38 protein-coding genes are annotated in these 24,557 nt (G+C 60.9%); 27 read left to right on the top strand and 11 right to left on the bottom strand.

Translation table 11 applies throughout. The features are described from left to right. Positions 1-116: 116 nt before the first annotated feature. The 4 genes from AC097L_RS13885 to AC097L_RS13870 all read right to left on the bottom strand — a co-directional run bounded on the left by AC097L_RS13885 (position 117) and on the right by AC097L_RS13870 (position 2,655). Positions 117-917, bottom strand: a complete 801-nt coding sequence (locus tag AC097L_RS13885; protein ID WP_479587020.1) for a UDP-2,3-diacylglucosamine diphosphatase — start codon at positions 915-917, stop codon at positions 117-119. A gap of 12 nt (positions 918-929) precedes the next feature. Next, a complete protein-coding gene (locus AC097L_RS13880) occupies positions 930-1,436 on the bottom strand; it encodes a peptidylprolyl isomerase (RefSeq protein ID WP_479587019.1) in 507 nt (168 codons plus the stop codon). A 16-nt stretch (positions 1,437-1,452) separates the two neighbouring features. After that, a complete protein-coding gene (locus AC097L_RS13875) occupies positions 1,453-2,025 on the bottom strand; it encodes a peptidylprolyl isomerase (protein ID WP_479587018.1) in 573 nt (190 codons plus the stop codon). Between the two features lie 78 nt (positions 2,026-2,103). Further along, complete coding sequence (locus AC097L_RS13870) at positions 2,104-2,655, bottom strand: tetratricopeptide repeat protein (RefSeq protein WP_479587017.1); 552 nt, start codon at positions 2,653-2,655, stop codon at positions 2,104-2,106. A gap of 214 nt (positions 2,656-2,869) precedes the next feature. On the opposite strand from AC097L_RS13870, the gene cysS reads away from it, so the two are divergent. From cysS to AC097L_RS13855, 3 genes are all read left to right on the top strand, one after another. Beyond that, positions 2,870-4,246: a cysteine--tRNA ligase gene (gene cysS, locus AC097L_RS13865; protein ID WP_479587016.1), complete on the top strand. Its 1,377-nt coding sequence runs from the start codon at positions 2,870-2,872 to the stop codon at positions 4,244-4,246. Positions 4,247-4,325: 79 nt separating this feature from the next. Continuing rightward, a complete protein-coding gene (locus AC097L_RS13860) occupies positions 4,326-4,970 on the top strand; it encodes a DNA-3-methyladenine glycosylase family protein (protein WP_479587318.1) in 645 nt (214 codons plus the stop codon). Positions 4,971-5,047: 77 nt separating this feature from the next. After that, positions 5,048-6,025, top strand: a complete 978-nt coding sequence (locus AC097L_RS13855) for an acetyl-CoA carboxylase carboxyltransferase subunit alpha (RefSeq protein ID WP_479587015.1) — start codon at positions 5,048-5,050, stop codon at positions 6,023-6,025. A gap of 94 nt (positions 6,026-6,119) precedes the next feature. On the opposite strand, the gene AC097L_RS13850 is transcribed toward AC097L_RS13855, so the two are convergent. Further along, positions 6,120-6,704, bottom strand: a complete 585-nt coding sequence (locus AC097L_RS13850; protein WP_479587014.1) for a chromate transporter — start codon at positions 6,702-6,704, stop codon at positions 6,120-6,122. Beyond that, positions 6,701-7,300, bottom strand: a complete 600-nt coding sequence (locus tag AC097L_RS13845; RefSeq protein WP_479587013.1) for a chromate transporter — start codon at positions 7,298-7,300, stop codon at positions 6,701-6,703. The genes AC097L_RS13850 and AC097L_RS13845 overlap by 4 nt, the downstream gene beginning before the upstream one ends. A gap of 95 nt (positions 7,301-7,395) precedes the next feature. Between AC097L_RS13845 and AC097L_RS13840 the strand changes: the two genes are divergently transcribed. Both AC097L_RS13840 and AC097L_RS13835 read left to right on the top strand, forming a co-directional pair. Then, entirely contained in the window at positions 7,396-8,130 is a 735-nt protein-coding gene (locus AC097L_RS13840) for a hypothetical protein (protein WP_479587012.1), read from the top strand. 115 nt (positions 8,131-8,245) lie between these two features. Next, positions 8,246-9,406: an acyl-CoA dehydrogenase family protein gene (locus tag AC097L_RS13835; protein WP_479587011.1), complete on the top strand. Its 1,161-nt coding sequence runs from the start codon at positions 8,246-8,248 to the stop codon at positions 9,404-9,406. A gap of 59 nt (positions 9,407-9,465) precedes the next feature. Here AC097L_RS13835 and AC097L_RS13830 read toward each other — a convergent pair whose 3' ends face one another. Then, positions 9,466-10,518, bottom strand: coding sequence for an HD-GYP domain-containing protein (locus tag AC097L_RS13830; RefSeq protein WP_479587010.1), 1,053 nt, complete (start codon positions 10,516-10,518; stop codon positions 9,466-9,468). Continuing rightward, the gene (locus AC097L_RS13825) at positions 10,488-10,796 is read right to left on the bottom strand and encodes a hypothetical protein (RefSeq protein WP_479587009.1); all 309 of its coding nucleotides are present in this window, start codon (positions 10,794-10,796) and stop codon (positions 10,488-10,490) included. The genes AC097L_RS13830 and AC097L_RS13825 overlap by 31 nt, the downstream gene beginning before the upstream one ends. 188 nt (positions 10,797-10,984) lie before the next feature. On the opposite strand from AC097L_RS13825, the gene AC097L_RS13820 reads away from it, so the two are divergent. Continuing rightward, positions 10,985-13,333 carry a YgiQ family radical SAM protein gene (locus tag AC097L_RS13820; RefSeq protein ID WP_479587008.1) on the top strand — a complete coding sequence of 783 codons (2,349 nt, stop codon included), beginning with the start codon at positions 10,985-10,987 and terminating at the stop codon, positions 13,331-13,333. Positions 13,334-13,493: 160 nt separating this feature from the next. Here AC097L_RS13820 and AC097L_RS13815 read toward each other — a convergent pair whose 3' ends face one another. After that, on the bottom strand, positions 13,494-13,769 hold the full coding sequence (locus AC097L_RS13815; RefSeq protein WP_479587007.1) for a hypothetical protein: 276 nt from the start codon (positions 13,767-13,769) through the stop codon (positions 13,494-13,496). Between the two features lie 234 nt (positions 13,770-14,003). Between AC097L_RS13815 and AC097L_RS13810 the strand changes: the two genes are divergently transcribed. Both AC097L_RS13810 and AC097L_RS13805 read left to right on the top strand, forming a co-directional pair. Continuing rightward, positions 14,004-14,228 carry a hypothetical protein gene (locus tag AC097L_RS13810; RefSeq protein WP_479587006.1) on the top strand — a complete coding sequence of 75 codons (225 nt, stop codon included), beginning with the start codon at positions 14,004-14,006 and terminating at the stop codon, positions 14,226-14,228. Next, positions 14,225-14,437, top strand: coding sequence for a hypothetical protein (locus tag AC097L_RS13805; protein WP_479587005.1), 213 nt, complete (start codon positions 14,225-14,227; stop codon positions 14,435-14,437). The genes AC097L_RS13810 and AC097L_RS13805 overlap by 4 nt, the downstream gene beginning before the upstream one ends. Before the next feature lie 86 nt (positions 14,438-14,523). On the opposite strand, the gene AC097L_RS13800 is transcribed toward AC097L_RS13805, so the two are convergent. After that, positions 14,524-14,859, bottom strand: coding sequence for a hypothetical protein (locus AC097L_RS13800; protein WP_479587004.1), 336 nt, complete (start codon positions 14,857-14,859; stop codon positions 14,524-14,526). A gap of 41 nt (positions 14,860-14,900) precedes the next feature. Here AC097L_RS13800 and AC097L_RS13795 point away from each other — a divergent pair, with 41 nt between their 5' ends. The 19 genes from AC097L_RS13795 (at position 14,901) to AC097L_RS13705 (ending at position 23,860) form a co-directional block, all read left to right on the top strand. Further along, a complete protein-coding gene (locus AC097L_RS13795) occupies positions 14,901-15,119 on the top strand; it encodes a hypothetical protein (protein ID WP_479587003.1) in 219 nt (72 codons plus the stop codon). Beyond that, positions 15,116-15,475 carry a hypothetical protein gene (locus AC097L_RS13790; protein WP_479587002.1) on the top strand — a complete coding sequence of 120 codons (360 nt, stop codon included), beginning with the start codon at positions 15,116-15,118 and terminating at the stop codon, positions 15,473-15,475. The genes AC097L_RS13795 and AC097L_RS13790 overlap by 4 nt, the downstream gene beginning before the upstream one ends. Then, entirely contained in the window at positions 15,468-17,210 is a 1,743-nt protein-coding gene (locus AC097L_RS13785; RefSeq protein WP_479587001.1) for a replication endonuclease, read from the top strand. Before AC097L_RS13790 ends, AC097L_RS13785 begins: the two co-directional genes overlap by 8 nt. After that, positions 17,170-17,340 (top strand): hypothetical protein, encoded by a 171-nt coding sequence (locus AC097L_RS13780; protein WP_479587000.1) that lies wholly within the window; start codon positions 17,170-17,172, stop codon positions 17,338-17,340. Before AC097L_RS13785 ends, AC097L_RS13780 begins: the two co-directional genes overlap by 41 nt. A gap of 299 nt (positions 17,341-17,639) precedes the next feature. Continuing rightward, positions 17,640-18,089 (top strand): hypothetical protein, encoded by a 450-nt coding sequence (locus AC097L_RS13775; protein WP_479586999.1) that lies wholly within the window; start codon positions 17,640-17,642, stop codon positions 18,087-18,089. A 10-nt stretch (positions 18,090-18,099) separates the two neighbouring features. Beyond that, positions 18,100-18,771: a hypothetical protein gene (locus AC097L_RS13770; protein ID WP_479586998.1), complete on the top strand. Its 672-nt coding sequence runs from the start codon at positions 18,100-18,102 to the stop codon at positions 18,769-18,771. Positions 18,772-18,873: 102 nt separating this feature from the next. After that, positions 18,874-19,035 carry a hypothetical protein gene (locus AC097L_RS13765; protein ID WP_479586997.1) on the top strand — a complete coding sequence of 54 codons (162 nt, stop codon included), beginning with the start codon at positions 18,874-18,876 and terminating at the stop codon, positions 19,033-19,035. 9 nt (positions 19,036-19,044) lie between these two features. Then, on the top strand, positions 19,045-19,887 hold the full coding sequence (locus AC097L_RS13760) for a major capsid protein P2 (RefSeq protein WP_479586996.1): 843 nt from the start codon (positions 19,045-19,047) through the stop codon (positions 19,885-19,887). A 2-nt stretch (positions 19,888-19,889) separates the two neighbouring features. Then, on the top strand, positions 19,890-20,162 hold the full coding sequence (locus AC097L_RS13755; protein WP_479586995.1) for a hypothetical protein: 273 nt from the start codon (positions 19,890-19,892) through the stop codon (positions 20,160-20,162). Between the two features lie 3 nt (positions 20,163-20,165). Next, positions 20,166-20,375, top strand: coding sequence for a hypothetical protein (locus AC097L_RS13750; protein ID WP_479586994.1), 210 nt, complete (start codon positions 20,166-20,168; stop codon positions 20,373-20,375). Continuing rightward, complete coding sequence (locus AC097L_RS13745) at positions 20,372-20,740, top strand: hypothetical protein (RefSeq protein WP_479586993.1); 369 nt, start codon at positions 20,372-20,374, stop codon at positions 20,738-20,740. Before AC097L_RS13750 ends, AC097L_RS13745 begins: the two co-directional genes overlap by 4 nt. Next, complete coding sequence (locus tag AC097L_RS13740) at positions 20,737-21,264, top strand: hypothetical protein (RefSeq protein ID WP_479586992.1); 528 nt, start codon at positions 20,737-20,739, stop codon at positions 21,262-21,264. The genes AC097L_RS13745 and AC097L_RS13740 overlap by 4 nt, the downstream gene beginning before the upstream one ends. After that, positions 21,261-21,995 (top strand): hypothetical protein, encoded by a 735-nt coding sequence (locus tag AC097L_RS13735; protein ID WP_479586991.1) that lies wholly within the window; start codon positions 21,261-21,263, stop codon positions 21,993-21,995. Before AC097L_RS13740 ends, AC097L_RS13735 begins: the two co-directional genes overlap by 4 nt. Before the next feature lie 2 nt (positions 21,996-21,997). Then, positions 21,998-22,648 carry a glycoside hydrolase family 24 protein gene (locus AC097L_RS13730; protein WP_479586990.1) on the top strand — a complete coding sequence of 217 codons (651 nt, stop codon included), beginning with the start codon at positions 21,998-22,000 and terminating at the stop codon, positions 22,646-22,648. Between the two features lie 3 nt (positions 22,649-22,651). Continuing rightward, positions 22,652-23,008, top strand: coding sequence for a hypothetical protein (locus tag AC097L_RS13725; protein WP_479586989.1), 357 nt, complete (start codon positions 22,652-22,654; stop codon positions 23,006-23,008). Between the two features lie 2 nt (positions 23,009-23,010). Then, on the top strand, positions 23,011-23,385 hold the full coding sequence (locus AC097L_RS13720) for a hypothetical protein (RefSeq protein WP_479586988.1): 375 nt from the start codon (positions 23,011-23,013) through the stop codon (positions 23,383-23,385). A gap of 15 nt (positions 23,386-23,400) precedes the next feature. Continuing rightward, entirely contained in the window at positions 23,401-23,577 is a 177-nt protein-coding gene (locus AC097L_RS13715) for a hypothetical protein (protein WP_479586987.1), read from the top strand. Next, positions 23,577-23,723 carry a hypothetical protein gene (locus AC097L_RS13710; protein ID WP_479586986.1) on the top strand — a complete coding sequence of 49 codons (147 nt, stop codon included), beginning with the start codon at positions 23,577-23,579 and terminating at the stop codon, positions 23,721-23,723. Before AC097L_RS13715 ends, AC097L_RS13710 begins: the two co-directional genes overlap by 1 nt. After that, positions 23,720-23,860 carry a hypothetical protein gene (locus tag AC097L_RS13705; protein WP_479586985.1) on the top strand — a complete coding sequence of 47 codons (141 nt, stop codon included), beginning with the start codon at positions 23,720-23,722 and terminating at the stop codon, positions 23,858-23,860. The genes AC097L_RS13710 and AC097L_RS13705 overlap by 4 nt, the downstream gene beginning before the upstream one ends. A 56-nt stretch (positions 23,861-23,916) precedes the next feature. On the opposite strand, the gene AC097L_RS13700 is transcribed toward AC097L_RS13705, so the two are convergent. Further along, complete coding sequence (locus AC097L_RS13700) at positions 23,917-24,156, bottom strand: hypothetical protein (RefSeq protein ID WP_479586984.1); 240 nt, start codon at positions 24,154-24,156, stop codon at positions 23,917-23,919. Positions 24,157-24,557 lie beyond the last annotated feature (401 nt).

The following is a 24,557-nucleotide window of genomic DNA, read 5'->3' as shown; positions in this document are numbered from 1 at the left end:
TTTTACATTACGCGGAGTGAGCCTTTGGACAGGTGCCATGAGCCCACCTGAAAATATGCTATCTAAAATATAGCAAAATGTGAAGGCACTATATATGCCAGGCACCGATTAGATACCTAAAATTCGTGTCCATTCAGTGGCACGCGCTGCACACCTGTGGCCGACAGACACAACAGTTCGCCACGCGGCGGATGGGCGGCGGCATCCCAGTCGCTGAGCACCCAGCGTTGCAAACCCTGGTGGAGACCGTTTCCCAGGTCGTGCCGTGCCGGACGGTGCGTGTGGCCATGGACCAGCACCGTGGCTTGGGCGGCATGGAGCCAGGCTACGGCGGCGGCCGCGTCGACATCGGCATAGGCCACACCGCTGCGTTTGCGGTCTTCGCTCTGGCTGCGGATGGCTCGGGCGATGTGCTGGCGCTCAGCCAAGGGTTTGGCCAAAAAATCCTGCTGCCACTGCGGGCTGCGCACCATGGCGCGGAATTGCAGGTATGCCACATCGTCCAGGCACAGCGCGTCGCCGTGGCTCAGCAGCCAGCGCTGCCCGGCAAATTGCAGCACGGTGGGGTCGTCGAGCAGGGTGACACCACAGGCATCCAGGCAGGCGCGCCCCACCAGAAAGTCGCGGTTGCCGTGCATGAAGAACACCGGGCGCTGGCGGGCGCTGGCGCGCAGCACCTGCACGCAGGCGGCATCGAAGCCGCCGGGGTCGGCATCCAGCGCATCGTCGCCGACCCAAACCTCAAACAGATCGCCCAAGATGAACACCGCATCGGCCGTCATGTTGGCCATGCTGCGCTGCCAGGCATCAAAGGTGGCGGGCTCGCTGGCCTGCAAATGCAGGTCTGAAATGCATGCGACCGTGCGCCAGTGGGAGGGAGCGATGAGCTCCGCCACCGGGGGCACGGTCGGGGTCACGGTGAAGTCCGTTTAGATGGCTACGGCTTTTTCGATGACCACGTCTTCGACGGGCACGTCACCGTGGCCACCCTTGTTGCCGGTCTTGACGGCTTTGATGCCATCGACCACTTCGGTGCCTGACACGACCTTGCCGAACACTGCATAGCCCCAGCCCGATGCCGAAATGGCGGTGTGGTTCAGGAAGCCGTTGTTGGCCACGTTGATGAAGAACTGGGCGGTGGCCGAGTGCGGATCATTCGTGCGGGCCATGGCCACGGTGTAGTTGTCGTTCTTCAAGCCGTTGTTGGCTTCGTTGTCGATCGGCTTGTCGCTGTCTTTTTGCTTCATACCGGGCTCGAAACCGCCGCCCTGGACCATGAAGCCAGGAATCACGCGGTGGAACACGGTGTTGTCGTAATGGCCCTTGGCCACGTAGGCCAGAAAGTTGGCGACCGACTTGGGGGCCTTTTCAGCGTCCAGTTCCAGGGTGATCACGCCGCGATTGGCAATGTGGAGTTCGACTTTAGGGTTGCTCATGGCAAGGATTCCTTTTTTATTTAACGAGGGTGACGGATTGGATGCTGACCGGGGTCAGCGGGACGTTTTGGAACGGGCCTTTGTTGCCGGTTGGCACGGTGCGGATTTTGTCCACCACGTCCATGCCGCTGACAACTTTGCCAAACACGGTGTAGCCGTAGCCGTCAGGGGAGGGCGCGTTCAGGCTGGCGTTGTTTTGCACGTTGATGAAAAACTGCGCAGTGGCCGAATTCGGGTTGCTGGTGCGCGCCATGGCGATGGTACCCCGGTCGTTTTTCAGGCCGTTGTTGGCTTCCAAAGGCACGGGAGGCCGGGTGGGCTTTTCTTTCATGTCGGCGGTGAAGCCGCCGCCTTGCACCATGAAGCCGTCCATCACGCGGTGGAACACTGTCCCTTCGTAGTGCTTGTCTTTGGCGTACTGCAAAAAGTTTTCTACTGTCTTGGGCGCTTTGTCGGGGTAGACCTCGACCACAAAATCGCCCAGCGAGGTGGTGAACTTGAGTTGCGGTGCATCGGCGGCAAAAGCACCGTGAGATGCCCACAGGGCGCAGGCGAGCACCAAGGCGCGTTTAGAGGGGGAGAAGGTCATGGCAGAAAGCGCTAAAGAGGGAATTAAAAAGGCAAAAAGGGCAGCCGTTGCGCTGCCCTGTGGATGGTCTGCGCAGGCTTACTTGGTCTTGGTGGGTGCCGCTGGCGTGGCGGGTGCCAGCACCGTCTTCAGCAAAGCCACTTTTTGCGAGGCCTGGGGGTTGGTGGCATTGAGCTGTAGCGATTTGCTGTACGACTGGCTGGCCAGCTTGGCATACACGTCGCCCAGGTTTTCGTAGGCGGTGGCGTAGGTCGGGTTGATGCGCACGGCCATTTCCAGCGCGGTGCGGGCCTTGTCGTACTGGTTCTGGCTGGCATAGAGCACAGCCAGGTTGTTGTACGGCTCGGGCAACTCGGGAAATTCCTGGGTCAGCGCGGTCAGCGTGGTGATAGCCTCCAGGGGCTGGCCTGCGGCCGACTGCACGGCCGATTTCAGGAAGCGCATTTGCGGGTCTTTGGGCTTGACGGCCAGATACAGGTCGGCTTTGGCCTGGGCTTCGGCCAACTTGCCCGTCTTCAGCAACTGGCTGACATCGCCATAGTCATCGGCGTGGGCCGCCGCCGAGGCGACAAGCACTGATGCCGCAAGAAGGCGCAAAACAACCGACAAACGTGGCAAGGAATGTGACATAAAGCCTCTACAACAAGGTGCAAACAGGGTGGATCCCATGCCCAAACGCGGGGCGATATACTGCCCAAGATTGTAGCCGAGGGGTCTGATGCCGCTGTTTCCACACCTGTTGTCACCCTTGTTGCTTGTGCCGCTACCCGATCCCACTACCCCTTGACCACCCCCTGACCATCCCCGTTGAGCGCTTTTGCGTTCTGCGGCATTATTAGATTCCATGAGTTTGCGCATTTACAACACGCTATCGCGTACCACCGAAGAGTTTTCCCCCATCGAGCCCGGCCATGTGCGCATGTACGTGTGCGGCATGACGATTTACGATTTGTGCCACATCGGCCATGCCCGCATGATGATGGCCTTCGACGTGGTGCAGCGCTGGCTCAAGGTCAGCGGCCTGCGCGTCACCTATGTGCGCAACATCACCGACATAGAAGACAAGATCATTGCCCGCGCCGTGCAGCGTGGCATCACCATCCGCGCCCTGACCGACGAGATGACCCTGGCCATGCACCAGGACATAGCCTTGCTCGGCATCCAGCCGCCCACGCTGGAGCCGCGTGCCACCGATTACGTGGCGCAGATGCTGAACCTGATTGGCACGCTGGAGCACAAAGGCCTGGCCTACCGCACGCCGCAAGGCGATGTGAATTTTGCGGTGCGCAAATTCCCCGGCTACGGCCAGTTGTCGGGCAAATCACTGGACGAGCTGCACGCCGGTGAACGCGTGGCGGTGCTGGACGGCAAGGACGACCCGCTGGACTTTGTGCTGTGGAAAGCCGCTAAACCCACCGAACCCGCCGACGCCATCTGGCCCAGTGACTTTGGCCCTGGCCGCCCCGGCTGGCACATCGAATGCTCGGCCATGTCCTGCCAGACCCTGGGCGAAAGCTTCGACATCCACGGCGGCGGTGCCGATTTGCAGTTCCCGCACCACGATAACGAAATCGCCCAGAGCGAAGGCGCGTCCGGCAAGCGGCTGGCGCGCTTCTGGGTGCACAACGGCTTTGTGCGCGTAGACAACGAAAAGATGTCCAAGAGCCTGGGTAACTTTTTCACTATCCGCGACGTGCTGCAGAAGTTTGACGCGGAAACCCTGCGCTTCTTCCTGGTGCGCACCCATTACCGCAGCCCGCTGAACTACAGCGATGCGCATCTGATTGACGCCCGTACCGCCCTCAAACGCCTGTACACCGCGCTAAGCCTGGTGGTTCCGGTGGTGCCCGCCGCCATCGACTGGAGCCAGACTTTCGCCGCCCGCTTCCAAGCCGCGATGGATGAAGACTTTGGCACCCCTGAAGCCCTGGCCGTGCTGTTTGACCTGGCCAGCGAGGTCAACCGCACCCAATCGGCCGAACTCGCCGGGCTGTTGCAAGCCCTGGGCGGCACCTTGGGCTTGCTGCAGGGCAGTGCCAAGGCGTTTTTGCAAGCCGGTACGGTGTTGGACGATGCAGCCATCCAACTGCTGATCGCCCAGCGCGCCGAGGCCAAGGCCGCCCGCAACTTCGCCGAGGCCGACCGCATCCGCCAGCACCTGCTGGCCAACGGCATCGCCCTCAAGGACGCAGCCAGCGGCACGACCTGGGAAGCTGCATGATGAGAAATTTAAAGGTTTTAGGCTTGCAGCCCAGGTGGAATATGCGGTGGTAGCTCTTAAAAATGTAGCGAATCCGCCCATGGAGAGTGGGGTGGTTTTTACCCCCGCCTACTGGACCGAAGCGCGCAAGCACCTCATCAAAAAAGACCGTGTGATGAAGCGCCTGATCCCGCAGTTTGGCGATGTTTGCCTGGAAACCCGCGGCGACGCTTTTACCACCCTGGCGCGCAGCGTGGTGGGCCAGCAGATCTCGGTCAAGGCCGCGCAAACCGTGTGGGGCAAGTTCGTCAGGTTGCCGGAGCAGATGGCTCCGCAAAACGTGCTCAAGCTCAAGGTAGATGACATGCGCGCCGCCGGGCTGAGCGCCCGCAAGGTCGAATACCTGGTTGATCTGGCCCTGCATTTCGACGCGGGCAAGCTGCATGTACAAGCCTGGGATGCCATGGACGACGAGGCCATCATTGCTGAGTTAGTGGCCATCCGCGGCATTGGCCGCTGGACGGCCGAGATGTTTCTTATCTTCCACATGATGCGGCCCAACGTGCTGCCGCTGGACGATGTGGGCCTGATCAATGGCATCAGCCAGAACTACTTTTCCGGCGACCCGGTGAGCCGCAGCGAGGCCCGTGAAGTGGCCGCCGCCTGGGCACCGTTTTGCAGTGTGGCAACTTGGTATATTTGGCGCTCTTTGGCACCTGTGCCTGCGCCGGATGTAAAAAAATAGGATTTTTGCTGTGTTTCTGACCGCCCAACGGGCGCTCAGAAAGCGGGCAAAAATCCTTTCAATAAGGAGTAAAAATTTTGGCTAAAAGAACCTTCCTCGACTTCGAGCAGCCCATCTCGGACCTGGAAACCAAAATCGAAGAGCTGCGCTACGTGCAGACTGAGTCGGCCGTCGATATCTCGGAAGAAATCGACCAGCTCAGCAAAAAAAGCCAGCAACTCACCAAGGATATCTACAGCGTGCTCACGCCCTGGCAGATCACCAAGATTGCCCGCCACGCCGAGCGCCCCTACACGCTGGACTACGTGAAAGAAATCTTTACCGATTTCGTCGAACTGCACGGCGACCGCCACTTCTCGGATGACCTGAGCATCGTCGGCGGCCTGGCTAGGTTCAACGGCACCGCCTGCATGGTGCTGGGCCACCAAAAAGGCCGCGACACCAAGGAACGTGGCCTGCGCAATTTCGGCATGACCAAACCCGAGGGCTACCGCAAAGCCCTGCGCCTGATGAAAACCGCCGAAAAGTTCAAGCTACCGGTGTTTACCTTTGTGGATACGCCCGGTGCCTACCCTGGCATCGACGCAGAAGAGCGCGGCCAGTCCGAGGCCATTGGCCGCAACATTTTTGAGATGGCGCAGCTGGAAGTGCCCATCATCACCACCATCATCGGCGAAGGCGGCTCCGGCGGCGCGCTGGCGATTTCGGTGGCCGACCAGGTGGTGATGCTGCAATATTCCATCTATTCGGTGATCAGCCCCGAAGGCTGTGCATCGATTCTGTGGAAGACTTCTGACAAAGCCTCTGACGCCGCCGAGGCCCTGGGCATCACCGCCCACCGCCTCAAAGCCCTGGGCGTGATCGACAAGATCGTCAACGAGCCCGTGGGTGGCGCGCACCGCGACCACAAGCAAATGGCGGCTTTCCTGAAGCGCGCCCTGGGCGATGCTTACCGCCAGGTCAGCGACCTGAAGGTCAAGGAACTGTTGGACCGCCGCTATGACCGCCTGCAAAGCTACGGCCGGTTCACAGACACCAAAGCAGAAAGTAAGTAATTTAGAGGCCTTTTTCAGGCCTCTAATCACCTTCTAGCGTAGATTCAACCTGCACATGGTGCTAGGCTTTTTTACCAAAAAAGCATAGCATCCTTCACACCCAGCCCATTGCCCCCAAAGCAGCCCCAATCCCTAGCAGCCACAGTATGTGGATCTTGGTGCGCCACACGATCAGGGCGCTGAGGGCGGTCATCAGCCACAGGGGCCAGTCGCGGTCTGGTCCGTGCTGGGCGCTGGACAGCAGCCAGCCGGTGGCCAGCATCAGCGCAATCACGATCGGCGCCATGCCCTGTTTGAAGGCCCGCACGGCGCGCAGCTCGCGGTTGCGGTGGCCCCAGCGGGCCGAGAACCACATCAGTGTGGTACTGGGCAGCAAGAGGCCCAGCATGGTGCAGGCCATGCCCAGCAGGGCGGCGGCGTAGCCACCGGCATTCAGCCCCACATTCCAGCCCATCAGGGCGACAAACAGAATATTGGGCCCCGGCGCGGCCTGGGCAATAGCGATGGACGCGTTGAACTGCTCGTTAGTCAGCCAATGCTGCTGCTCGACCAGAAAGCGATGCATGTCTGGTGCCGCAGTGATCGCGCCGCCCACGGCCAGCAGCGATAGCGCACTGAAGTGCCACCACAGGCTCAGCCAGTCCAGCGCCTGCATGGTGATCTGGTGCAAGGCGTTCATGGTGCCAGCTTGCGGTAGGTTTGCACGCAGGCCGCGCCGCCGATGGTCAGCAGCACGTAGATCAGCGGCCAGTGCAACAGGGCAATCGGCACAAAGGTCAGCACCCCCAGCACGGTGCATAGCGCGATACCCATCACATGGCGGCGCACGGCCCGCAGCAGGCGCAGGCCGGTAGCGCAAATCAGGCCCGCCGCCACTGCACCCATGCCGCGCAAGGCACCGGCCACGGCCGGGTGGCCGGCGTACTGCGCGTAGACCAGCGCCAGTGCCAACACCACCAGCAGCGGCACGGCCAGCAAGCCGATCGATGCCGCCAGGGCCCCGCGCAGGCCGAAATAGCGGTCACCAATCATTACCCCCAGGTTGAGCACGTTGGGGCCGGGCATGATCTGCGCCACGGCCCAGTCTTCGAGGAATTCCTCGTTGGTCAGCCAGCGTTTTTTCTCGACCAACTCGCGTTGCACCACGCCCAGCACGCCGCCAAAGCCCTGCAAAGCCAGCCAGGTAAAGGACATGAACAAGTCGGTAGGCGACTGGGGCTGGTGCAGCGCAGATGCGGGTGCAGAGGAGGGGGGCGTAGAAGGCAAAGAGCTCATGCCTGGATTATCGCCACGGCCCGCCCTGCAGATTGCGCTGCTTGCCGATACCATCTTCTATCTATTCGTTATTTATGCGCACGCCTACCCTGCCCATGCCGACTTCACGTGCCCTGCGACTGGGCTCGGGTGTAGTGCTGTGGGTGTATATAGCTTCGCACCTGCTCAACCATGCCTTGGGCCTGGTGTCGCTGGATGCAGCAGAGCAGGGTCTGCGGGTGGCGCTGGTGGTGTGGCACAGCGCGCTGGGAACCTTGTTGCTGTACAGCGCGTTTGCGGTGCACCTGGTGCTGGCCCTGTTGGGACTGTACCAGCGGCCCACGCTGCGTTTGCCTGCGGTGGAGCTGCTGCGGATTGGCGCGGGCCTGGCCATTCCCATGCTGCTGGTGGGCCACGCGGTGGCGACCCGCATGGCTTTTGAGTGGTATGGCCTGGTGCCGCATTACCAGCGGGTGGTTACAGCCCTGCTGCGCACCGGCTCCGAGGGCCGCCAACTGGCGCTGCTGGCACCCGGCTGGTTGCATGGCTGTATGGGTTTGCACATGGCCTTGCGCAAACGGCCGGGTTACCACCGCTGGCGTTGGACCTGGGCGGCCGCGGCGCTGTTGTTGCCATGCCTGGCTGCTGCCGGGTTTTTACACATGGCGCAGGAGGTAAGTGCCTTGCTGCCGCAGGCCTCCGTGCCCCAGCTTGGCAACAATGCTTCCGATGTTGTACGGGTGGAGTCCTTGCAGAACTTGCGGATGCAGATACTGAGCGTGTACGGCATGCTGCTGGCGGCGGTGGTAGTGGCGCGGGGCGTGCGGGCAGCACGGGAACAGCACCATTAAGCGGCCGTATTTATCCTCTAAAAGGAGGATGGAGGCGGGCGATGGGGGAAACGTGGTGGCAGCCCTGTGGGGTGCTGCGGTACATTGATTCGGTCTTACATCCAACCCCCTCCGCATGATTGAACGCACCCTTTTCAACCCCGACCACGCTGCATTTCGCGACAGCTTTCGCCGTTTTATCGACAAAGAAATCGTCCCCTTCCACGCCGCCTGGGAAGAGCAGGGCTATGTGGACCGGGCCATATGGCACAAGGCCGGGGCCAACGGGTTTTTATGCACCTCCATGCCCGAAGAGTTTGGCGGCTCAGGGGCCGACAAGCTGTATTCGGTGGTGCAGATGGAGGAGTTGGCCCAGGCCGGCATCACCGGCATCGGCTACAGCCTGCACAGCGAAATCGTGGCCCCCTACCTATTGCACTACGCCACGCCCGCCCAAAAAGCCAAGTACCTGCCGCAGATGGCCAGTGGAGCCATGGTGGGCGCAATTGCCATGAGCGAACCGGCCGCCGGCTCGGACCTGCAGGGCATCCAGTCCACCGCGATCCAACAGCCTGACGGCAGCTACCGCCTCAACGGCAGCAAGACCTTCATCACCAACGGCTGGCATGCCGACCTGGTGGTGGTGGTGGCCAAGACCAACCCCGCGGCCGGGGCCAAGGGCACCAGTCTGTTCCTGGTCGAGCGCGGTATGCCTGGCTTTACCGTGGGCAAGCGCCTTAAAAAGCTGGGCATGAAGGCGCAGGACACGGCCGAGCTGTTTTTTGACAACGTACAGCTGGGCCCGGAGCAGTTGTTGGGCGGCGGCCTGCATGAAAACAAGGGCTTCATTTGCCTGATGGAGCAACTCCCCTGGGAGCGCCTGCAAATCGCCATCACGGCCGTGGCGGCGGCCCAAGCGGCCATCGACTGGACCGTGGCCTATGTGAAAGAGCGCAAGGTGTTTGGCCAGCCGGTGTCCAGCTTCCAAAACACACGCTTCACCCTGGCCGAGCTGCAAACCGAGGTGCAGGTGGCCCAGGTGTTCATCGACCGCTGTACGGAGCTGCTGCTGCAAGACCGGCTGGACACCGCCACCGCCAGCATGGCCAAGTACTGGACCACCGACCTGCAGTGCAAAGTGATGGACGAATGCGTGCAGCTTTTCGGCGGCTACGGCTACATGTGGGAATACCCCATCACCCGCGCCTACGCCGATGCCCGGGTACAGCGCATCTACGGCGGCACCAACGAAATCATGAAAGAGGTGATTACCCGGGCCATGGGGCTGGGTAGCTAATTGCTATTATAAAAATAGCATATAGCCTATGTTTAATATGCGCTAGATGCCTATTTGACTCATATTTTCTCTGTCTGCACCGCCGCTATTGTGCTGCGGTCGACCAGGTCGGCGCAGACGGCTTCCACCTCGTCCGCCCACGCGGCCAGGCTGTGTGGCAATTTTTCATCAGCGTTAGCCGCCCAGCGCCTGCGGGCCTCGCGCTCCACGGCGCGCAGTTGCCAGGCCAATTCGCGGGTAATCAGCGACAGCTCATCGGCCAGCAGCCCGGTGATGGCATCGGCATCTAGGCTTTGCAATTGGTCAGGTGCCATGCCCGATTCGATGATGGTGCGGTGGATGCGCGCGCAGCGTTCGCCGATGAATACCAGACCACCGCGCCGCGCCTCCGACCAGCGCATGTCCTGCGCCAGGGCGGCGGGCCAGCCCAGCAGCGCATGGTAGATCGCCTTGAGGTGGCGCACCGGGTCCGCGACCGGGTTGTCGATGCGCTCCGTCTGGGTGGTTGCAACGCCAGAGTGCTGCAACAGTGGCAGCATGCGGTTGATCAGCACGGTGTCGTAGCGGTGCCGGTTGGTTCGCAGTAGCACCGACAAACGCAGCAACGCATGACTACGGCCGGGGCGCACCAGGGTGGCTACCACCTGCGCCAGCGACACAATCCGACCCCAAGCCCCGATGGCCGTGGCCGCCAGCCCGGCGGGGTAGCCCGAGCCGTCCAGCACCTCGTGGTGTTCGCGTACGGCGCGCAGCATCTCATTGCGGTACTCTGCATGGCGTTCCAGAAGCAGCACCGACACCAGGGGGTGTGAATACAGTTGGCGGCGTTGCTCGGGGCTGATCTCGGTGCTGGGCTCCAGCAGCACCGGGTCGATGTGCATCATTCCCAGGTCATGCAGCAGTCCGGCTGCGGCCAGCATGACCAGATCACTGCGCAGCGCCAGCGGGCGGTTGCCCAGCCACACGGCGGTGAGGGCGGTGGCTATAAAGTAGCGAAATTGCTCGGGGTGTACATCGCGCACTACGGTGAGTTGAAAGACGATGGCGGTCGGTAGCGGCACGGCCTCCAGGCTGTCCAGCATCAGCTTGCGGTCCGCGGGCTTTTCCGCCATGCGCGAGAACACAGATTGCTCTCCAACAGTTCTTCGCCCATGGCCCGCAGATTTTTGCCGTTCACCGCAGCATCGATGTCGATGGCATCTTCGAGCGGCGTGGTCGGGTGGTGCTGTACCAGCCGTTCGTACAGCCTCGGCGTCACTTTGGCACCTTTGTCCAGGATTTTGATGCCTTGCGCACCCACAACGGCCCGGTTGGTCCGCATGCCCCGTTCACTACCTAACTGTGACACCGCTTTGGCAAAATATTGGGAATCAGTCGCAGCATCAAACATAGCCTTGTTTGTAACACAGCCAATTTTGTAGACCCTTGTAAGTATGAAAGCCATCAACCTGGCCCAACATACACGATTGTCTATACAGATATGCCACATTTGCATGTTTTGGGGCCGTTCAGCATGACAAGGTACGCAAAAGCGCCCCAGCCCTTAAAATCGCGGGTTACTCCCAACAAAGCTCCCTAATGAACGCCCCGGTTGACGTTTCCTTTTTCGCGCGCGCCGCCAAGCCGCTGACCAGCTACCGCAAGTACTGGGCGGCGCGTTTTGGCACATCCAAATTCCTGCCGATGAGCCGCGCCGAGATGGACAAACTGGGCTGGGACAGCTGCGACGTGATCATCGTCACCGGCGACGCCTATGTGGACCACCCCAGCTTCGGCATGTCAGTGATCGGTCGCATGCTGGAGATGCAGGGCTTTCGCGTCGGCATCATCGCCCAGCCGGACTGGCAAAGCGCCGACCCGTTCAAGGCGCTGGGCAAGCCAAACCTGTTCTTCGGCGTTACGTCGGGCAACATGGATTCGATGATCAACCGCTACACCGCCGACCGCAAGATTCGCAGTGACGATGCCTATACCGCCGGTGATATCGGCGGCAAGCGCCCCGACCGCGCGGCCATCGTTTACAGCCAGCGCTGCCGCGAAGCCTATAAAGACGTGCCCATCGTGCTCGGCGGCATTGAAGGCTCGCTGCGCCGCATCGCCCACTATGACTACTGGTCCGACAAGGTCCGCCGCAGCGTGGTGGTGGATGCCAAGTGCGATCTGCTGCTGTATGGCAATGCCGAGCGGGCGATCGTTGAAGTGGCCCACCGACTCGCCGCCAAGGAGCCGGTGCAGAGCATCACCGATGTGCGCGGCACCGCCTTCATCCGCCGCAGCGATGACCCGACCGGCCGCGACTGGACCGAGATCAATTCCACCTCGGTCGATGCACCGGGGCGTGTCGAGTCGCACATCAACCCCTACCAGACTACGTCGGAGCAAGCGGCAGAGCAGGGCGCGACCTGCTCCAAGGACGAGGCCAATCCACAGGGCGTGCCGGCAGAAGCAGTGGTGAAGATGAGTCCATCTTTGGGCGATGCCTTAGCCCGCTCGCAAGCCCGTGAACTCGCCAAGATCAAGGTGCCGCCACGCGAGCGCTCGGTGATCCGCCTGCCGTCTTACGAGCAGGTCAAATCCGATCCGGTGCTATACGCCCACGCCAACCGCGTGCTGCATCTGGAAACCAACCCCGGCAACGCCCGCGCGCTGGTGCAGGCCCATGGCGAGGGCGTGACCGCCCGCGATGTGTGGATCAACCCGCCGCCGATTCCGCTGACGACGGCCGAGATGGACACGGTGTTCGACCTGCCCTATGCGCGTAGCCCGCACCCGGACTACGCCGACGAGAAAGGTAGCCATGACGGCACCACCAAGATTCCCGCCTGGGAGATGATCCGCTTCAGCGTGAACATCATGCGTGGCTGCTTTGGCGGCTGCACCTTTTGCTCGATCACCGAGCACGAGGGCCGCATCATCCAGAGCCGCTCCGAAGAATCGATCATCAAGGAAGTCGAAGACATCCGCGACAAGGTCAAAGGCTTCACCGGCACCATCTCGGACCTGGGCGGCCCGACGGCGAATATGTACCGACTCGGCTGTAAGAGTCCCGAGATCGAGGCCGCCTGCCGCAAGCCGAGTTGCGTCTACCCAGGCATCTGCTCGAACCTGGGTACCAACCACGATCCGCTGATCAAGATTTACCGCCGCGCCCGCGCGCTCAAAGGCATCAAGAAGATTTTGATCGGCTCCGGCCTGCGCTACGACCTGGCGGTGCAAAGCCCTGAATACGTGAAAGAGCTGGTGACGCACCATGTCGGCGGCTACCTGAAGATCGCGCCGGAGCACACCGAGCAGGGCCCGCTGACCAAGATGATGAAGCCCGGCATCGGCAGCTACGACAAGTTCAAAACGCTGTTTGAAAAGTTCAGCCTGGAAGCCGGCAAGAAGCAGTATCTCATCCCATATTTCATCGCCGCGCACCCCGGTACCAGCGACGAAGACATGATGAACCTGGCGCTTTGGTTGAAGAAAAATGGCTTCCGCGCCGACCAAGTGCAGACCTTCTACCCGTCGCCGATGGCCACCGCCACCACGATGTACCACAGCGGCAAGAACCCGCTGCGCAAGATCACCCGCGATAGCGAAACGGTGGACATCGTCCGTGGTGACCGGCGCCGCCGACTGCACAAGGCCTTCTTGCGCTACCACGATGCGAACAACTGGCCGCTGCTGCGTGAAGCGCTAAAGACCATGGGCCGGGCCGACCTGATCGGCAATGGCAAACACCATCTGATCCCGACCTACCAGCCGATGACCGATGGCGGCTACGAGAGTGCGCGAAAAAAGAACTCCACCACGGTGACCACCAAGTCATCGCCAGTCACTAAGGGCCGCTTGCTGACCCAGCACACCGGCCTGCCGCCGCGCGATAACGGCTCGGGCAAACCCGCCAAACCGGCCCGGCCCGGCTACAAATCTAAAATTTAAAGAGAAGAGGGCTCAGGCGAATACTGCGTATGCGCCTGCAGCTACTTTTTTTGTAGCAGATGGGCGTGTTCGCGATGCGCCCCTGGATTGGGTGCGCGGTCCGGTGGGTTACCCAGCGGTATGGTTTTTTAATTTCGGATGCCCTTGAGTGCTCCGCAACTTAACATAATATACAAAGTCGGGTAGCAGCAGCGGCCAGAGCGCTACGTAGGGCAGGGGATTTTGTTCGCTCTGCCAGCTGGTCGAGGTAGACCGCTTCGGGGCGTTCGCCCAGCGCCTGGGCTACCTTTATGGATGATTCCTCGTCCAAAGTGCTCTCTCGTTTGCGCAGGGTAGAGATCGTGTTTTGCGCAATGCCGAGTTCCTTTGCCGCCCGGTAGTCGGACGGCCATCCGTGTGCCGCTTTTACACGGTCAATCCATTGGTAGGCTTTCATTTCGTCGGTTCCTTAGGGAGTATCCCTAAGGCGGAATATAGATCAAACCCTGTGATCGTTCAACGATTGCGGGATGCGATGCATCTCAAGTGTTGACGCAATCGCAACTTGAGATGTATATTCGCCCCGTCAGCCGAACCGGGTCGCTTTCGTCGGTTCCCCCCGGATGCAATTCGGCTGGCCCTTAGGGACTCTTCCTAAGGCACCAAAGAACCGGCGCAGGAACCAGACGATATGAGCTACAAAGCCGAACCAAAAAACTGGGTGATCGTCAAAGACGCGCCTAAGGTGCCAGTCCCCGTGTACGCGGGCAGCATCGGTAAAAACGGTGTGCGGTTGACCACCCAGCTTGAGGCGGCACGCCGTTTCAACGCCTTGCAGATCACTGGTTACGTCGAAACGGCCATATCCGTGACTGGGAAACAGTTCGCGGCCTTGTGCGTAGGGGTGGCGGAATGACCACCAAAGCAAAAACCATCGGCGGGCGCGTCTTGGAAGCCAGCTACACCCCGCGAAGCCAGTTCGTGGCCTTGACGCTCCATATCGGATTGGGCTTGGGCTACCCCGACAAGATGGACCCCAGCGAAGCCCGAAAGTTTGCCCGCCAGCTGGATGCCTGTGCCGATTCCGCCGAAGCGGCGCGCAAGGCGGCGGGGGTGGTGCTGTGAGGGAGTCAACAGCACTGAGCGTCGGGCTCTCTCTGGCGTATGTAGGCTTAGCCCTGGTGGTGGTATCCGCTCCGGGTGGGGCTGAGCTACTTCTTCGGAGTGCCGCTAAACATAGCGGCCCCCCCAAGAAAGCTGACAAGGGCAATGATAATTTTCTCTGCCGTATCCACATGCCCAAGATACAGGGAGTAAACGGCGGTGCCGGTCAGGCTAAGAATGATGATTCCGAGCAAGAGGCCAGTAACGATACCGGTGTGGTGGGTGGATCGCTCAATTGCAGCGACTGCCGCATGCAATATGGGATTTGCAGCATCGAGCAGCTTATCAATGGGAATAACTGGCGGCTGCGCGACGGCTATTTGTTTCGGCGGGCCAGTTGGTGGCACTGGTTCGCCACTGGCGAGAGGTGGGTTATGGTCCATTCGGGTGCTCCTGTGCAACCTAATGTAACGGGGCCAACACCATGACCCGCCCCCAAATATCCGCACGGTTGGCCGAACTGGCTGGCCGCGCTGCTTTCTACGTGCTGGGGATGAATGGCTTTGTGTTGTTCGACATCACAAACACCCATGGCCGCAGGTATCAATTCCGGCTGCGCTACAACTGCGCCACACTCGTAAAGATGGGCGGCAGCAAGCGAAACAGCTTGAAGGTGTGGTCTTTCCCGTGGGGGTATCTATGACCTACGCCGGACCCCAGGCCGTGAGCGTCCAGACCGTCGGCGTGCTGCGCGACCCGCACCCAGGCTGCAAGCGCGGCAACTTCCACAGCCGCTACCTGCTGGAGAAATCCAAGCTGGACCACCGGCACGACGGCTGGAGGCTGCTGGATTGCTTGGTGGTGGTGGTGACAGAAAGCGACCCCAACTATTTCGATGAACCCGACGGCGGCGAGTTTGCCGTGGTGGACGTGGTGACACGGGAAAAGGCGTTTTTCGACATGCCCCACGACTGCACCCCCGAGCGCGTCACGGAAATGACGCGCAGCCACTTCGCCACCATGGCCTACCGGGTCGGCCCGAAACTCTGGTTTGTCTGACCCTGTGCTGAACGTCGCCCCCCTGGATGGCCGCGCCACCGATGCGGAAATCTGCGCCGCTGCTGGCCGCTATGCGAAGCGGGTGCGGGACTTCGTTTTTACCCCACAGCATGAGGTGCGCGCCACCCACCAGCCCGAGGCCCTGGCCTTTGAACTGAACGCCGTGGCCGCACACTGCGGCGTTGCCTGCATCGACCCAAAGGTAGAACTGCCGGGCAGGGTAGGGCGCATGGTTGATCCCATGTGGTGGCGGCGCAACCTGCGCCGGGCGACCCTGCTGCAAAACGAGAGCATTGAACGCACGGCGGGTGCCGTCTGCAAGCACAAACAGGCCTACGTTTCGGACCATGCCGTAAGAGCGAAGCGCATGCGCCGCCAGGCAGGCCGGGAAGTGCTGGAAAACATGGAAGTGGTCAACGAGGACGGCCAGGCCATCAACCTACTGGAACTGGCCGACCGGTCAATCAGCAACCCGGCCATTCGCCGCGGTGAACTCATGATGCGGCTGCGCGGCTTTGAAGAAATGGCGAAGTACATGGGCCACACCGCAGTTTTCCTAACCATGACGTGTCCAAGCCGGTTTCACCGATTCAGCGGGGCCGGGACAGTCAACAGCAAATGGACGGATGAAACCCCCAAGGATGCGCAGGCCTACATGTCCGACCTGTGGCAGAAGATCCGGGCCAAGTGGCGGCGCAAAGGCTATTTCCCCTACGGCTTCCGCGTGGCAGAGCCACACCACGACGGGTGCGTTCACTGGCACATCCTGCTCTACATGCCGGCCGAAATCGTCGGCTGGTTCAATGCCGCCCGCTGCGCCGCTGGCATGAACAAGCACGGCCAGGGTGTTATAGGCATCGTCGGGGAATACGCCCTCAAGGAATCACCCAACGAACGCGGGGCGGTAGAGCAGCGCTACGACTCCAAGCTGATCGACTTGGAACAGGGAAGCGCCACCGGATACATCGCCAAATACATATCTAAAAACGTGGACGGCTTGCGCCAGGACGGCGCAGGCATGGGCATCGACAACGAAACCGGGACGCACGCCGAAGTTAGCAGCGAACGGGTGCAGGCCTGGGCCAAAACCCACGGCCTGCGCCAGTTTCAGCAGATCGGGGGACCATCGGTAACCGTGTGGCGTGAACTGCGCCGACTGGGTGCGGAAGAAGAGCGCCAGGTGCAAAACGACTTGTTTGAACTGCCCCGCGCGGCTGCGGTGCGTTCGCTGTGGGCCATGTTCTGGCTGCTGCAGGGTGGCCCAGACGTGCCACGAAAAGACCTGACCTTGAAACCGCTCTACACCGAAGAAGACGGCGGCAAATATGGCGAACTTGTCAGTCGGGTGGTGGGTGTGGTGGGCCGCGAAGGCGCGGATGAATACGGCCTGCAAACCCGCCTCCACCAGTGGACGGTGCAACGCGCCGGGCTGGCCGATACCAACGAATTTGAAGCCGAGCGCCTGGGTGTGCGGGCCAGCGCGGCCCGCATCCTGGAGGCCTTTGGCCCCGGTGTTTTTGACTCCGCGCCCGATTTTCAGGGACGCGAAGCGGCCCCTTGGACTGGTATCAATAACTGTACGGCCGAAGAAATCGAGCCGGACGAAAACGACCTACTTTATGAAAAATTGGCGGCTATGTGGGCCGCCAAAACCGCCACGGGGTCGGCCACCCCGGATCAAGAGGATGAAGAAAATGAAATTTACACCAGCACAGTGTGTCAAGGTGGTGGATGAAGGTTTAGAGCACCACGGCCAGGCGGGAGCCGTGGTCGGTGAGGACGGCGATACGGGCGAAATCGCGGTGCGGATGGACTCCGACAGCGAAGTCGAGCACTTCCACCCAGACGCACTGGTGGGCCTATAAAAAATGGCCCGCGTACCACGTACCAAAGTGGGACACGGGCCATGTCCTGGCAAAGGGTGTGATCACTCCGTATGCTTCTATCGAACTGCATCAAAGCAGATCGCTTTTAGCTGCGACGGGTGTGATCACAATTCCTTTGGACCTGAGAACGGATCAAGGGCGCAAGAATGGCTTGCAACCATAGAGAAGCGCCTGGACATGGATACACCCCCCAAGACTGAGCCGGTGGAGCACCCCACGGCCAAAGCGGAACCGACGAAAAAAAGACTTAACACCGTGTTCGCGATGGGGGATTTGTAATGGCTAAAGAAGTAGCAACGGGCATAGAAGCCCTGGCCCAGCAGGCTGACAATTTGGAAACCCTGGGCACCGGCCAGGATGCGCCAGGGCAGGGCGCAGCGGAGGAAATGGCCCCTGAGGTGCCCACCAATGCGCAGATCATCAGCGGCGGTCTGCAAATGCTGCGGGACGTGCTCTGCATGGTGCTGGATCTCAAAACCCCAGCGGCCACCCTGCACGATGCCAACTGCCAGCACTTGGGTGGCCTGTGGGGCGCGGTGGCCGACAAGCGCGGAATCGACCTGAATTCCATGATGGGCGACTACGCCGCAGAAGTTGCGGCGGTGGTGGGCACCGTGGTAATCGGCCAGGCGGTGATGCGCGGCGCGCGCGCCGAACTAGCCGCGCGGGCACCGGTGGACGTGGAAGAAAAGCCAGCCCAGCCAGCCGGTGAAGCCGTTGCCCAGTGAAGCCCAGCGGATGGCCGCATTCGGGGCCACCGGTACCGGAAAAACTGCCTGGATCAAACAGCAAATTGCCCGGATGGCCCCGGCCCGGCTGCTGATTTGGGACTTTAAGCACGATCCCAAACTAGATGATTTGGGAACGCCCTTCACCGACCTGGGGGCCATGATCCGGGCCAGCACCGGGGGGCGCTACAAAAACCGCTACTTAGTCAACCACGAAAAGGACGTGCACGCCCAATTTGAGTTGTTCTGTCTGCTGGCCTGGAACGTGCCGGGCGATGTGCTGATGTTCGTGGATGAGTTGCCGGAGGTGACCAAGGCCAACCGCGCCCCGCCCGCCTGGCGGCGCTGCGTCAACGTCGGGCGGGAGCATCGCACCATGGGGGGCATGGGCCGGATCAGCATCATCGCGGCGGGCCAGCGCCCAGCGGAGTGCGACAAGTCGTTTATAGGCAACTGCGACGTGATCCACACCGGGCGGCTGGCCGACGCGGCGGACGCAACCAAGATGGCCCGCAGCTTCGGCCTAAAGCCCCATGAACTGCAAAACCTGCCCAACCTGCATTGGGTGGAAAAGCGGGAAGACACCCCCGGCGTGTCCCGTGGTGTGTTGTCTTTTCGCAAAAACACGGCCTCAGGACCAAAAAAAACCGGTCCTCAGGTCAAGGCGGCGGCGGTTCCTTAGGAACCTTCCCTAAGGGCGTGTTTTTGCCGAAAGGCGCGGCAAAAAGTGAAATCGGGGCTCTGAGCAATCAACCCTTTTTTCAAACACACACACACCCGCCTTATGAACCTGTCCACCTCCCAATTGACCAAGCTGGGCATTGCGCTTGGCATCTGCTACGCGGCATACCGCTTCGGCCCCGCACCTGCCAAAGCTGCCGCCCTGGGCGTGGCGGGCGTGATCGTCGCCAAGCAAGTGCCCTACGTGCAAGACGCACTGAACTAAGGCGGCACCATGAACAAGCAAATGATCCTGGACCCGTTCCAGAATGTGACTGCTGCCGGTGTCGCCATCTGCGACATGAGCAAGTTCCTTGGCACCGTGCTGGAAAAAATCACCCTGACCCTGGGCGGTGGTGCCTTCACCCGCTCCATGATCACGTACGCCTGCATCAAGGCAAACGGAAAAATCATCTGGGAGTCTGACGGCTCTAAGCTGGACCTGTCCAACGCCTACAACGGCGGAACCAGTGATCCCCTAGTGCTCAAAATCGACCTGATGGACCGCAAGTCCGTCACGGTCAACGCACGCCAGGTGGGCGCGTTCGACCTGTCGGCCGGATCAGGCGTTGCCAGCCTGCGCATGGAAGTGACCATTGCCGGTGCCACCGCGCCTACGCTGGTGGGCTTCGCCGATGTGTCGCCCCCCAGTGCCGACCCTGCGGAGGCCATGATTCGCGGCCTGCTGGCCCGTCGCCACCGCGCTACCGTGGTCATCGGTGCGGCTGGCACGTTCGCCTTGCCTGTGCCCCATCTGGACCCCGCTGGCGGCGGCTCCAATTACCGGCGCGTCTACATCTACTCGGCCAACTGCACAGGTATCAAAACCGTGCGGGCCGGTGTGACCGAGCACGAACTCACTGCGCTGCAAAACGCGGCTGCTCAAAAGGACAATTTCAAGTTTCCGCAAGCGGGCTTGGTGGTCTTTGACCCCGTGCAAGACGGCCAGCTTACGGGCCGCACCTGGGATACCCGCCCCAGTTCGTCGGTCAACTCGGCCCAGTTGTACGGCATCTTCTCGGCTGGTGAAACCATCACCATCGAGACCGAGGAACTGATTCCCCTGGCGGCTTACTAAAAATGAATCAAGCGCAAGCCGATCAGATCAACCAGATCAACACGCTGCGCGGCTTCGTGGGCGTGTTGCAGGGCTACATGGGAAACGACCAAAGCCTAGCCAACCAAGACGGATGGGCGGGTAACCGTCCGGGACAGTACCAAACGGTCGGCCAGTACAGCGTAGGTGTCGAGGGGTCTCCCGTTAGCACTATGTCCAATGGTGCCGTGGTCGTGTCCCCTGGCCTTGTGCTGATGCTCCTTGGCGCGGCTGCCGTCTTCATCTGGAAGCGGTAGGCCGTGCCCGTGGGTTACAGCGCATCCGCATCTTCTGCCGCCTCCGGCCAGCAGTCCCAAACCAACGGCTACGACTTCGGTAGCGGCCAGGTCTGGAATGTGAACCTGGGCGGGTCAGGCACCAGCTACCAAGGCGCAGCGGCATCCACCGGGGGCATCAAACCCTGGATGGTGGCCGCTGCCCTGGTGGCCGTCTACGTGATGACCCGATGAAACCGGTGCAATGGACCCGCGAAGCGGTGGCGGCTTTCGCGCCTTCGGTGGCTATGTCGCCATTCGGCGCGGCCAGCCTGGGCCAGGTGCTGGCCGGGTCGTTCCTGTACGAATTCGACCGCCACGGGCACCGCGCGCTCTTGGCCGCTCGGCCCGTGGGCCAGCGGCTGGATATCGTGGGCCTTGTGTCCACGGGTAACCGGCTGCGGGTGGCTGAGTTCGATAAAGACATGATGGAAATAGCCAAAGCGCACGGGGTCAGCACCATGGCCCTGTGCACCAAATTACCCCACGTGGTGCGGGCCTGTGGCCGCGCCGGGTGGACCGTTACCGGGGCCGTAATGCTCAAGGAAATTTTGCAATGAGCGACAGCCAAAGCCAGCAGCAGGCCAACACCAGCACCACCGACCAGCGGCGCGTGCTGGGGCAGGGCGCTTTGTCTGCGGAAAACTCCACCGTTTTACAAACCACCAACACCGTAACCAACACGCTGGATGCATCCGTTGCAAACCATGCGGTGGATGCGGCCCGCCTGTCCACGGCGGAGGCCCTGGGCTTCGGTAGCGATGCCATGGCCTCGGCCTTCTCCTTCGGGAAAACGGCGCTGACAACTTCGGCAAACAGCCAGGCAGACGCATACAGCGGCGCACTGTCGGCTATCGACAAAGCCGGGGCACGGTCCGACAACCTGGCGGGCGATGCGCTGGCCTCGGCGTTCTCCTTCGGTAGCGATGCCTTGAAACGAGAAAACGCAGCGCTGGACCAAACCACTGGCGTACTCAGCGCCGCCTATGCCGATGCCAAAGGGCGCGGCGCAATGACCGACAAAATTTTAATCGGGTCGGTCGTAATGGCCGGTCTCGTTGCAATGGCTGCTATCAAAAAATGAAACCCGCACAAATTTATACCTACACCGTACCGGCTAACGGATCGGTGCGTATCTTGGTAGAGGGCAGCTTTATCAAGATTCTGGCCTGTAGCGGCGTAGTCGCCATCGTCGGAGATTTTGGAACGTTGGGGCCTATCTTGGCCGGTCAGGGACTGCGCGATTCGCCCTCAAAAAGCTATATGGTCAACGACCTAAGCGGGTCCGTAAACGTGGTCCGCGTGCTGATCGCAGATGATGGCTTCATTGATGACCGAATCAGCGGAGAAGTATCCGTGATCGACGGGGGGCGAGTGCGGTCTATCGCAAGTACGGCATTTTTAGGCGCGGGTGTTGCGGGACCGGTAGCCGCGCAAACGGCGGCTGTGCAGCTATGGAACCCTGCGGGATCGGGAAAAAATCTAAGTCTGGAAAATATCAAATTTTCCGGGTCCGCAGCGGCACCAATAGATATCGGTAGCAGTGCTGTGGCGCTATCAAATTTAGGCACAACTTCGGGGGCAAAGTTTCTGGGCTCTCCTGTTAACCCGGTGGGGCAGATGCGCGGGCAAGCGAGTGCGGCCACCCAAATTACCAAATATTTGACAAGTTCGTACATGCCTAACTCGCAGGTGCAACCTTATGAATTCAAAGAGCCCTTGGTGATACCGCCGGGCTTCGGGATAGTCGTTCAAAACTCTAGCCCCAATGCCAACATTCTTGTGGCATTCGAGTGGCTGGAAGACCCGGTGTAACCATGAAAACCCTCATCCTGATCGCGGCAACCCTGTTCGCAGCCTACGCGGCGGCAAGCATGGTGCAGCCCGGCCAGGCGCAGTATGAAGATGCCGAACTACCCAACCAAACCACCGATTTTCTGGATGAAGCCATAGTGAACCTTACCCCCAGCACCTATACCCCGGTGGATGCCACGCCCGAAGCGCAGGCAGTCAACACCCGCGCCTTTTTGGACATGCTCGCATTCAGCGAAGGCACCGGCGGCCCAGACGGCTACCGGGCCATGTTCGGCTATCCACGTGCTGACCGCATTTTTGACAGCTTCGCCGACCACCCGCGCCAGTATTTCCCCTTCACCGACAGCACGGGCCGCGTGCAAAAAACCAGCGCTGCCGGGCGCTACCAGTTCCTGGCCCGTACCTGGGATGAATTGCGCGCCAAGCTGAGCCTGCCCGACTTCGGCCCCGACAGCCAGGACGCTGCAGCCCTGGAACTGGTGCGCCAGCGCGGTGCCCTGGGCGACGTGCAGGCGGGCCGCATCGTGGATGCCGTAACCAAGTGCGCCAAGACCTGGGCCAGCCTGCCAGGCGCGGGCTACAACCAGCCCGAACGAAAAATCCAAACTTTGCTTGCAGCCTACCAAGGCGCAGGCGGCTACACCGAGGCTTAAACAATGACTGCATCCCCATCACCTGGTAACCAAAACCTAGTCATGCTGCTGGCCCTGGGCATCGGCGCGTACTGGTTCATGACCCGGCGCGCCAGCGCAAACCCCGCCTACACCGTGCCCCGCGGCGCGGGTGCTGCGCAAACCAACGGCGGCGCAGTCACCGGCCAACTGATCAGCCAGGGCAGCAACCTAATCGGCCAACTTATTAAAAACTGGGGCGGTATTGCTGCTGCGCCGGTCAGCAAATACGGCTATGGCGACGGCTACACCGACTATGCGCCGGTAAACGTTCCCTTCGCGGCCGACTTTACGGCCGCAAATGTGACGCTTGAGCCAGGCACCACCCTGTTTGGATTCTGAGCATGAAGGTCGCGCCGGTATCTGCCGATCTGCTGATCAAGCTGACGCTGATCGCCGCGGCGGTGGGCGGCATCTGGTATGTGGGCAGCAAAGCAACCAGCGCAGTCAGCGGGGCCGCGTCTGCCGCCTGGGAGCCTATCAGCAATGCCGTACTCAATGCAGGCAATACCTTCGGATCGGTGACCGACTACATCAACCCGGTGAATTTCGTGCCCACCGTAGGGCAGGCGGTGGGCATCCCCCGCACCAACGCCTCGGCGTGCGCTCTGGCCATCAGTGAAGGGCGCACCTGGGATGCCTCGTTTGCCTGCGATGCAACCACCTTCGTGCGCTACACGCTGGGCATGCCTACAAGCATCGACAGCAGCAAGTTTTAACCCAAGGAAATCCCCATGAAAGCATTTTTTTCCCGCCTCCGTGAGCCGTCCACCTGGGCCGGTATCGCCGCCATCGCCACCCTGGCCGGTGTGCCCATCAACACCAGCACGCTAGGACTTGTGCAGCAGGCGGCGGTGGCCGTGGCGGGCATGGTGGCCGTGCTGACCCCGGAAAAGGCCAGCCAGCCGTGATGACGGATGCCATCTGGATCGCGGTAGCCGGTGCGGCCATCAACGCGGTGGCGCTATGGGCCACGCTGTCTACCAAATTGGACTGGATGCGCTCCGACATTGCCGACCTCGAAGACCGGGTAGGCCTGCTGGAACGCCGCAAATGAAAATACCAGAATTCGTGCCTGGACCGCAGGCCATTGGCCGGGAGGCCTTGATCGTCATCGGCGGGGCCTTGCTGGCGGCGTTTATCATGAGCCAGCTACCCAGCGTCAAGGCCTACGTAAAAAAGGCGTGGGCCTGATCCTGGCAAGCCCTGGACCCATAGAAAAAGCCCCGACTGCCGGGGCTTTTTTGCGTCTACATGAAAAACCAGCGCTCGGCACCTTCATTACCCGGTGGGAGCAAGTCGTGGAACGTGCCTTGCAGCTTGGCATGGCGGATTTTGTCGGGCACGTTGTAGCCCTTGACATACCATTCGGCGCGTGGGCTGTCGGGGTCCATGCGGGGCACGCAGATCAGCCATTTTCGAATGTCGTGGGTGGTCACGGGAATCTCGCCAAACAGGTCGCGGGCGTAAGGTGTGGGGATAGTGGGCATATACGTATTTTTGCCGTTTTCCCGAAAGTCAAGAACTATTAATAGACCGTAAAAAAAGCCACTAGCGCATACGGTTCATGCGCAGGCAGCTATAAATTCTGTAGCTACCGCTTGTTTACATAATATACATCGTATTAAGTACGATCTACGTTATGTGGCTTCGACAATACCGGAATACCTGCTTTTTAGGATGCGGATGGACGCTGCTTATGGGTGGGCGTTTGTGCTACGCGCCATGCTTGTATGCTGCCCGTCGGGGCGTTTGCGTCGCACTTGATGGACATGGTTTACGTTGGCGCTTCGCTGCCATGTACGACCGGCTACACCTGCACGGTGTAGGTGCTGCGGGAATGTTGGGCTACCAGACGGAGAGATTCGGCTGGCGGTAAGGTTCGGGCCAG

The organism is Rhodoferax sp. RT5P35, assembly GCF_056521385.1.
This window is presented reverse-complemented; position numbering and strand designations above follow the sequence as displayed.

Bases quoted from the DNA above. Each gene is read 5' to 3' on its own strand.
- AC097L_RS13740 (WP_479586992.1), top strand. From the start codon at position 20,737: ATGAGCGACAGCCAAAGCCAGCAGCAGGCCAACACCAGCACCACCGAC.
- AC097L_RS13845 (WP_479587013.1), bottom strand. From the start codon at position 7,300: ATGAGCTCTTTGCCTTCTACGCCCCCCTCCTCTGCACCCGCATCTGCG.
- AC097L_RS13735 (WP_479586991.1), top strand. From the start codon at position 21,261: ATGAAACCCGCACAAATTTATACCTACACCGTACCGGCTAACGGATCG.
- AC097L_RS13725 (WP_479586989.1), top strand. From the start codon at position 22,652: ATGACTGCATCCCCATCACCTGGTAACCAAAACCTAGTCATGCTGCTG.
- AC097L_RS13715 (WP_479586987.1), top strand. From the start codon at position 23,401: ATGAAAGCATTTTTTTCCCGCCTCCGTGAGCCGTCCACCTGGGCCGGT.
- AC097L_RS13860 (WP_479587318.1), top strand. From the start codon at position 4,326: ATGGAGAGTGGGGTGGTTTTTACCCCCGCCTACTGGACCGAAGCGCGC.
- AC097L_RS13830 (WP_479587010.1), bottom strand. From the start codon at position 10,518: ATGGCGGAAAAGCCCGCGGACCGCAAGCTGATGCTGGACAGCCTGGAG.
- AC097L_RS13815 (WP_479587007.1), bottom strand. From the start codon at position 13,769: ATGAAAGCCTACCAATGGATTGACCGTGTAAAAGCGGCACACGGATGG.
- AC097L_RS13875 (WP_479587018.1), bottom strand. From the start codon at position 2,025: ATGACCTTCTCCCCCTCTAAACGCGCCTTGGTGCTCGCCTGCGCCCTG.
- AC097L_RS13775 (WP_479586999.1), top strand. From the start codon at position 17,640: ATGGCTAAAGAAGTAGCAACGGGCATAGAAGCCCTGGCCCAGCAGGCT.
- AC097L_RS13745 (WP_479586993.1), top strand. From the start codon at position 20,372: ATGAAACCGGTGCAATGGACCCGCGAAGCGGTGGCGGCTTTCGCGCCT.
- AC097L_RS13835 (WP_479587011.1), top strand. From the start codon at position 8,246: ATGATTGAACGCACCCTTTTCAACCCCGACCACGCTGCATTTCGCGAC.
- AC097L_RS13730 (WP_479586990.1), top strand. From the start codon at position 21,998: ATGAAAACCCTCATCCTGATCGCGGCAACCCTGTTCGCAGCCTACGCG.
- AC097L_RS13720 (WP_479586988.1), top strand. From the start codon at position 23,011: ATGAAGGTCGCGCCGGTATCTGCCGATCTGCTGATCAAGCTGACGCTG.
- AC097L_RS13780 (WP_479587000.1), top strand. From the start codon at position 17,170: ATGAAATTTACACCAGCACAGTGTGTCAAGGTGGTGGATGAAGGTTTA.
- AC097L_RS13825 (WP_479587009.1), bottom strand. From the start codon at position 10,796: ATGTTTGATGCTGCGACTGATTCCCAATATTTTGCCAAAGCGGTGTCA.
- AC097L_RS13755 (WP_479586995.1), top strand. From the start codon at position 19,890: ATGAATCAAGCGCAAGCCGATCAGATCAACCAGATCAACACGCTGCGC.
- AC097L_RS13760 (WP_479586996.1), top strand. From the start codon at position 19,045: ATGAACAAGCAAATGATCCTGGACCCGTTCCAGAATGTGACTGCTGCC.
- cysS (WP_479587016.1), top strand. From the start codon at position 2,870: ATGAGTTTGCGCATTTACAACACGCTATCGCGTACCACCGAAGAGTTT.
- AC097L_RS13880 (WP_479587019.1), bottom strand. From the start codon at position 1,436: ATGAGCAACCCTAAAGTCGAACTCCACATTGCCAATCGCGGCGTGATC.
- AC097L_RS13795 (WP_479587003.1), top strand. From the start codon at position 14,901: ATGACCCGCCCCCAAATATCCGCACGGTTGGCCGAACTGGCTGGCCGC.
- AC097L_RS13710 (WP_479586986.1), top strand. From the start codon at position 23,577: ATGACGGATGCCATCTGGATCGCGGTAGCCGGTGCGGCCATCAACGCG.
- AC097L_RS13870 (WP_479587017.1), bottom strand. From the start codon at position 2,655: ATGTCACATTCCTTGCCACGTTTGTCGGTTGTTTTGCGCCTTCTTGCG.
- AC097L_RS13840 (WP_479587012.1), top strand. From the start codon at position 7,396: ATGCCGACTTCACGTGCCCTGCGACTGGGCTCGGGTGTAGTGCTGTGG.
- AC097L_RS13800 (WP_479587004.1), bottom strand. From the start codon at position 14,859: ATGGACCATAACCCACCTCTCGCCAGTGGCGAACCAGTGCCACCAACT.
- AC097L_RS13805 (WP_479587005.1), top strand. From the start codon at position 14,225: ATGACCACCAAAGCAAAAACCATCGGCGGGCGCGTCTTGGAAGCCAGC.
- AC097L_RS13850 (WP_479587014.1), bottom strand. From the start codon at position 6,704: ATGAACGCCTTGCACCAGATCACCATGCAGGCGCTGGACTGGCTGAGC.
- AC097L_RS13700 (WP_479586984.1), bottom strand. From the start codon at position 24,156: ATGCCCACTATCCCCACACCTTACGCCCGCGACCTGTTTGGCGAGATT.
- AC097L_RS13765 (WP_479586997.1), top strand. From the start codon at position 18,874: ATGAACCTGTCCACCTCCCAATTGACCAAGCTGGGCATTGCGCTTGGC.
- AC097L_RS13820 (WP_479587008.1), top strand. From the start codon at position 10,985: ATGAACGCCCCGGTTGACGTTTCCTTTTTCGCGCGCGCCGCCAAGCCG.
- AC097L_RS13790 (WP_479587002.1), top strand. From the start codon at position 15,116: ATGACCTACGCCGGACCCCAGGCCGTGAGCGTCCAGACCGTCGGCGTG.
- AC097L_RS13810 (WP_479587006.1), top strand. From the start codon at position 14,004: ATGAGCTACAAAGCCGAACCAAAAAACTGGGTGATCGTCAAAGACGCG.
- AC097L_RS13770 (WP_479586998.1), top strand. From the start codon at position 18,100: ATGGCCGCATTCGGGGCCACCGGTACCGGAAAAACTGCCTGGATCAAA.
- AC097L_RS13705 (WP_479586985.1), top strand. From the start codon at position 23,720: ATGAAAATACCAGAATTCGTGCCTGGACCGCAGGCCATTGGCCGGGAG.